The 7405-nt window shown below is 43.3% G+C and carries 5 protein-coding genes; all 5 read left to right on the forward strand.

Going from position 1 to position 7405, the window contains the following annotated elements:
• Positions 1 to 144 precede the first annotated feature (144 nt).
• Entirely contained in the window at positions 145 to 2880 is a 2736-nt protein-coding gene (locus tag WBA23_RS02665; RefSeq protein ID WP_424580700.1) for a 2-oxoglutarate dehydrogenase E1 component, read from the forward strand.
• Positions 2881 to 2893: 13 nt separating this feature from the next.
• A complete protein-coding gene (gene odhB / locus WBA23_RS02670; RefSeq protein WP_424580701.1) occupies positions 2894 to 4525 on the forward strand; it encodes a 2-oxoglutarate dehydrogenase complex dihydrolipoyllysine-residue succinyltransferase in 1632 nt (543 codons plus the stop codon).
• Between the two features lie 466 nt (positions 4526 to 4991).
• Entirely contained in the window at positions 4992 to 5402 is a 411-nt protein-coding gene (locus WBA23_RS02675; protein WP_424580702.1) for a hypothetical protein, read from the forward strand.
• A 149-nt stretch (positions 5403 to 5551) separates the two neighbouring features.
• The gene (lpdA, locus tag WBA23_RS02680; protein ID WP_424580703.1) at positions 5552 to 6955 is read left to right on the forward strand and encodes a dihydrolipoyl dehydrogenase; all 1404 of its coding nucleotides are present in this window, start codon (positions 5552 to 5554) and stop codon (positions 6953 to 6955) included.
• Positions 6956 to 7185: 230 nt separating this feature from the next.
• Positions 7186 to 7405, forward strand: a 220-nt coding sequence (locus WBA23_RS02685; RefSeq protein WP_424580704.1) for a hypothetical protein, incomplete at its 3' end; no start/stop codon positions are given.

The following is a 7405-nucleotide window of genomic DNA, read 5'->3' on the forward strand; positions in this document are numbered from 1 at the left end:
GTTCAGCATTTACTTCCTAATACCACTAAAATTTTTGAAAATATTTTCGTAACATTCTCATAATCAGTAATATTTGTGTATGCAAATATGCAATTTTTTCTCATCCTTTATATCCCCTATCTTTGACCAAACGAATCGCCTATTATGGATAAATATTCCTATATTTCTAATGCTCACGCTAGTTACATCGACGAACTTTACCAATCGTACCAACAAGACCCCGAGTCAGTAGACGAAAGCTGGCAGAAGTTTTTTGAGGGGTTTAATTTTTCTCTAGAACGCTTCGGCAAGAACGGGATTTCGGATAATGGCACTGCGGCACCCCAAACCCCAGCCAATAAGGAAATTGGGGTAAAGAAGTTAATTAGAAATTATCGTCGCCGAGGCCACCTAGAGTCCGATACCAATCCGGTGCGAACTCGGCGTGATCGTCAGGCACAACTTGGCATTGAATATTATGGCCTTGATGAGAGTGATTTAAAAGCCACTTTTGTGGCCGGTGAAGAAATAGGCATTGGCCCAGCCACACTGCAAGAGATTATTGATACGCTCCGTAAGGCTTACGTAAGTACTATTGGCTTTGAGTATACCTACATTCGTGATCGGGAAGCGGTTGAGTGGATGAAGAAACAAGCTGAGAAAGAGCTACTGGTGTATGCTCCTTCTGACGAAGAAAAAAAGCGCACCTTATCCAAACTAAATGAAGCAGTAGTTTTTGAAAACTTCTTGCATACCAAATACTTGGGGCAAAAACGGTTCTCGCTGGAAGGCGGAGAAACGACCATTCCCGCGCTGGATGGCATTATTAATCACGCGGCTGAACTTGGAGTGGAAGAAGTAGCTATTGGGATGGCTCATCGAGGGCGCCTAAATGTACTGGCCAATATTATGGGGAAAACCTACGAGCAAATTTTTAATGAATTTGAGGGAGCGGCTGATCCCGACCAATCGCACGGTGATGGCGATGTGAAGTATCATTTAGGATACTCTAGTGTAATAACAACTCCATCTGGAAAAGAGGTAAACTTAAAACTAAATCCTAATCCATCGCACTTAGAGGCGGTTAATCCGGTAGTAGAAGGGTTTGTTCGAGCCAAGGCCGATCGACATTACGATAGCGATTACGATCGTATCTTACCTATCCTTATTCACGGAGACGCGGCTGTAGCGGGTCAGGGCATTGTGTACGAGGTGGCTCAAATGTCGCAACTAGAAGGTTACCATACCGGAGGGACAATTCATTTTGTTATTAATAATCAAGTTGGTTTTACTACTGACTTTGACGATGCGCGCACCAGCGTTTACTGTACTGACGTAGCGAAAGTAATTGACTGCCCCGTAATGCACGTCAATGGCGATGATCCTGAGGCAGTATTGTTTTGCGTAAAAGCTGCGGTAGAATTCCGGCAGAAGTTCAATCGTGATGTTTTTATTGATATGGTTTGCTACCGTCGCCATGGACATAATGAGAGCGATGAACCCAAATTCACCCAGCCATCGCTGTACAATGTTATTTCTAAACATCCCAATCCGCGGGAGGTGTATAACAAAAAGCTAATTGAACGGGGCGATGTGGATGCAGCGTTAGCGGAAAACATGGATAAAGAGTTCCGTGGCCTGCTACAAGACCGCCTCGATATGGTAAAGCAGCAACCGCTGCCGTATACCTATCAAGCCGTAGAACAAGAGTGGCGCGACTTGCGAAGAGCCACCGCCGATGACTTTCATGAGTCGCCCCCGACCGGTATTTCTACCGATGTAATTGATAAAGTAGCGGAAGCACTAACTACCCTGCCGGAAGGTTTTAAACCAATCCGCCAGATTGAAAAGCAATTTAAGCAGCGCAAAGAAATCTTCTTTAAAAAGAAAGAACTTAACTGGGCGGCAGCTGAATTACTAGCTTATGGCTCAATTCTCGCGGAAGGAAAAATTGTACGGCTAGCTGGTCAAGATACGCAGCGGGGCACCTTCTCACACCGCCACGCGGTTATTCACGATGTAGAAACTAATGAACCGTATAACAGCTTAGATCATATCTCAGAAGATCAGGCTGATTTTCATATTTATAATTCGCTATTATCCGAATACGGTGCCTTAGGATTTGAATTTGGATACGCCATGACTAATCCCAACGCTTTGGTAATTTGGGAAGCCCAATTTGGTGACTTTGTTAACGGTGCCCAGGTAATGATCGACCAATTTATTACCACTTCCGAAACCAAGTGGCGACGGATGACTGGCTTAGTCATGTTACTGCCCCACGGCTACGAAGGCCAAGGCCCAGAACACTCAAATGCGCGTCCTGAACGTTTTTTACAACTTAGTGCCGATCTGAACATTGTAGTAGCGAATATTACCGACCCCGCTAATTTTTTCCATGCTCTACGACGACAGTTGGCTTGGTCGTTCCGCAAGCCATTGGTTATAATGTCGCCAAAATCATTGTTGCGTCACCCAAAAGTAGTTTCCCCCATAAAAGAATTTACCGAAGGTTCTTTTCAGGAAGTTATCGACGATTCTACTATTAAAACTGCCAAGTCCGTTAAGAAGGTGTTAGTCTGTACTGGTAAGGTGTACTACGATTTGCTGGAGCGCCAGGAAAGCGATAAACGAAAAGATGTAGCTATTGTCCGGCTGGAGCAATTACATCCGTTTCCGGAAAAGCAATTTACCAAGGTGTTGATGCGCTATAAAAACGCGAAAGTATATTGGGTGCAAGAAGAACCCGAAAATATGGGTGCTTGGGCGTACCTATTACGTACTTACCGTCAAACTGAAATAGAATTAATATCTCGCAAGCCTAGTGCTTCACCGGCTACTGGGTACGGAAAACTTCATACCAAAGAACAAAAGGAAATTATTAACAAAGCATTCGCTTAGAAAAATAACAATTATGAGCCAGGAAATTAAAGTACCCACCGTAGGGGAATCCATTACCGAGGTTACCATTGCTGAATGGGTAAAGAATGATGGAGATTACGTAGAGATGGACGAAGTGATCGCCGAGTTAGAATCCGATAAAGCAACATTTGAACTGAATGCCCCCCACGCCGGGGTGCTCCAAACCAGAGCTAGCGAAGGCGACACTTTAGAGATTGGGACGGTTATTTGTGAAATTGATCCTGACGGAAAATCCAACGGACAGGCTGAAAGTACCAACTCAGATAACAAATCGGCTAAAGCAGAAAGTTCTTCCGATGACCAAAAAGCCGAGGAGCCTTCAAAAAAGGATGATCCGAAACCATCAGCGAGTGAAGCGAAGTCTACCGGAGAGGTTCTAGAAATGAATATTCCTGCTGTGGGCGAATCCATTACGGAGGTAGCCATTTCGGAATGGTTAAAAGAAGACGGTGAGCATGTAGAGATGGACGAAGTAATTGCCGAGATAGAATCTGATAAAGCAACGTTTGAGCTAACTGCAGAAGCTACTGGCACTTTACAGATTGTAGCTGAGCCCGGGCAAACACTGGAGATTGGGGCACTGGCCTGCCGTATTGAAGTGGGCGAGAAAAGTTCTTCTAAATCCGCTCCTTCTGATAAGAGTTCAGAAAGCAAGAATAAATCGCCTGAAGCATCTCAAACAGAAACTTCGGCTCCAAGCAACGGACAGTCTTATGCTTCGGGACACGCTTCGCCCGCAGCGGCCAAGATTTTAGCCGAAAAAGGAATTGATCCCAAAGACGTAACTGGCTCGGGCCGCGATGGGCGCATTACCAAAGAGGATGCAGTAGAAGCGAAGAAGTCGGCTCCTCAGCCATCTAAGTCTACTGAAACTTCTCAGGAAAAATCTTCCTCAGAAGAGCCAGCCCCAACTGCATCGGGCGAACGGCAGCAACGCCGAGAAAAAATGTCTTCTCTACGAAAGACAATCTCTCGCCGATTAGTCGCAGCCAAAAATGAAACGGCGATGCTTACCACCTTCAACGAGGTGGATATGAAGCCGGTGATGGATCTGCGGAAGAAGTATAAAGAAATGTTCAAGGAGAAATACGAAGTGGGTCTAGGGTTTATGTCGTTCTTCACGAAAGCTGCTTGTCAAGCACTGCAGGAATGGCCCGCCGTAAACGCCATGCTGGATGAAAATGAAATCGTTTATAACGATTATTGTGATGTTTCTATTGCGGTTTCCTCACCCAAAGGTTTAGTCGTTCCGGTGATTCGCAATGCCGAGCAGCTTTCATTCGATGGAGTTGAAAAAGAAGTAATTCGTCTTGCCAAGAAAGCCCGCGACGGTAAGCTCAGCATTGATGAAATGACGGGAGGTACATTTACCGTTACTAACGGGGGAATCTTCGGTTCTATGCTGTCCACACCAATTATTAACCAGCCTCAGTCCGCTATTCTGGGAATGCACAACATTGTAGAACGCCCAGTAGCTATTGACGGTGAAGTGGTCATTCGTCCGATCATGTACATAGCCCTTTCTTACGATCACCGTATTGTAGATGGCCGTGAGTCAGTGAGTTTCTTGTACCGAGTTAAGGAGCTGATTGAAGATCCAAATCGGTTGCTATTGGGAATTTAAGAAGTACTTAAATTAAAAGCACTTTATAGTTTGTTAAAGCAAAACGAAGGTAATGAAGTAAATACATGCTTTACATTTCCTGACCAAGATCAGGCCTTCCTTCGCAATGAGGTTATTTTAGAAATTTCACCTACTTATCTGACTTATAAGTTCCAATACGAAATTTACAGAGAGCGTATCAATGATATAACTCAACCATTTGATGGTTACGAAAAGTTACTTAGAAATTTATGAAACACTCAAGCTAAGGAACTGAGGTGCTTTTCAGTCAAGATACCTGACAGAAATCGTATGGTTTTTATAGCAATGGATATGGAATATCTCATAGGCGTGTTAACTTCAGAGAACAAGGAGGTTCTTCAAATAGCGTCGTAATTTTAAACCACTCGAAATTTGAATATCACATAACTTCTGGCATGTTTTCGTGGTTGTATGTTTAACTATTTTTTAAATTAAGTTAAACAATATGAAAGCGAAATTTTCACACTATCCTATATATGCTAAAATCCTTATTCTTATCTACGCCGTAAATATCACGTTCATAGCGAGCTATCGTTTGATTGATATATTTAACAACGGTGTTGTGCTAGAAGGCACTGCTGCTGTTCTCGATTTTTTCTCATTATTTATGAATATTGCGGCACCAGTAGCGATCTATTTACTGTTTGCGAATACCAAACTCGGACTATGGATTATACTAGGATCAATTATGGCGTTGTTTATCTACGATGCTTTCGTACTTTTTAGTATCTTGGGTTCACGCTACACTCCTGAATTTTACTTCTACGAAATTGCTTTTAGCGTATTCGTATTCTTCACTGTGCCTATTGTTCAATTCATGACAAAAACAAAACAGCCTAGTCGTGAATATGCTTAGTTCTTAATGAAATTTATGGGGCAGGTTGTTTGTTTATAAACGGACAAATGGGAATTAAGGCAGCATAATCTCGCTTTCGTAGCGGGGTTTATTATCTTTGTTCTGTTTATATTTTCTATTCAGACAACAACTATTAATCAGAGATATTTATGGATTTTGACGTAACCGTTATTGGCTCCGGGCCGGGTGGATACGTAGCGGCTATCCGCTGTGCCCAGCTTGGAATGAAAACCGCTATTGTAGAAAAGTACAGCAAATTAGGAGGCACCTGCCTCAATGTTGGCTGTATTCCTTCTAAAGCCTTATTAGATTCTACTGAGCACTTTCACAATGCACAGGAACACTTTACCGAACACGGTATTGACTTGAACGACCTGAAAGTAGATTTGCCCCGAATGATTGAGCGAAAGCGAGGGGTTGTGAAGCAAACGGTAGATGGGATTGCTTTTTTAATGAAGAAGAACAAGATTACTGTGTACCATGGTATGGGTTCTTTCAAGGATAAGACGACTATTGAGGTAAAAAAGGACGATGGCAAAACCGAAACGTTTACTTCAAAGAATACGATCATCGCAACTGGTTCTAAGCCGTCTACCCTCCCATCAATAGAAATTGACAAAAAGCGGGTAATTACCAGCACTGAAGCACTGGAATTGCAAAAAGTACCTAAGCATCTAATTATTATCGGTGGTGGGTACATTGGTTTGGAACTAGGCTCGGTGTACGCCCGCTTAGGTTCCAAGATCACCGTGTTTGAGTATATGGACCGGATTACTCCGCTGGTTGATATTACCTTATCCAAAGAACTGACTAAAGTGCTAAAGAAATTGGATTTTGACTTTAAGCTTAAGCACAAAGTAACTGGCGTAAAAAGTACCAGCCGCCAGGTGACCGTCACTGCTGAAGACAGCAATGGTGAAGCGGTGGAAGTAAAAGGTGATATTTGCTTAGTCAGTGTAGGCCGCCGTCCGTACACCGAGGGATTAGGATTAAAAAATATCGGTCTGGAAGTAAACAAGCAGGGTAAGATTGAAGTAGACGATAATCTAAAAACTAAGCTAGAGAATATTTACGCCATTGGTGATGTAATTGATAAAGGTCCGATGCTGGCGCACAAAGCCGAGGAAGAAGGAGTGTACGTAGCCGAACTGCTGGCCGGGCAAAAGCCCCACTTAAATTATCTACTGATTCCAAGTGTAATTTACACCTGGCCCGAAGTAGCTAGTGTGGGCTACACCGAAGAGCAACTGAAAGAAGAAGGCCGCAAATACAAATCTGGGTCCTTCCCCTTCAAAGCCTCCGGTCGGGCCCGCGCCAGTATGGATACCGACGGACTAGTGAAAGTATTAGCTGATGCCGAAACCGATGAAATACTCGGCGTACATATGATTGGCCCCCGTGCCGCTGATATGATTGCCGAAGCCGTTGTAGCCATGGAATACCGTGCCTCTGCTGAAGATATCGCTCGCATGTCGCACGCGCACCCCACTTTTACCGAAGCCATGAAAGAAGCCAGCTTGGCCGCTACCGGAAATCGGGCATTGCATGTTTAAAAAAGTGTTATTGTGTTCAGGTGTTTTTGTGTTTAGGATTATTTTACGATAATACTGTGAGCTGTTCTAGATGTATAATGTTGTGCTATCATGGCAACTCGTCAATATTAGCCGTAGAATACTTTCGTTCATGCGAACGATTGATAAAAACGAGTTTAGAAACTTATTTTAAATTTTGCGATAGTATAAATAGTTAAATACCCGAACACATTAACACCATAACACCACTCATGAAACGTTGGATACTTTCTTTTGGAAGTTTGCTTCTTTTTAGTTGCCAGTCATCAGAGAATGTCGAGATAGCAGAAGAAACTGAGCCTTCCCAATACGTAGACGCTGAAAATCCGATTTATCAAATATTAGCGGAGCGAGATAACGAGATGCTTGATTCCGTTATCAACCATCCGGAAACGTTTGAGCTGCAAATATTCTACACCCAAATTGATCGCG

Origin of the sequence: Tunicatimonas sp. (genome assembly GCF_049647865.1) — a bacterium.
Lineage (GTDB): Bacteria > Bacteroidota > Bacteroidia > Cytophagales > Cyclobacteriaceae > Tunicatimonas.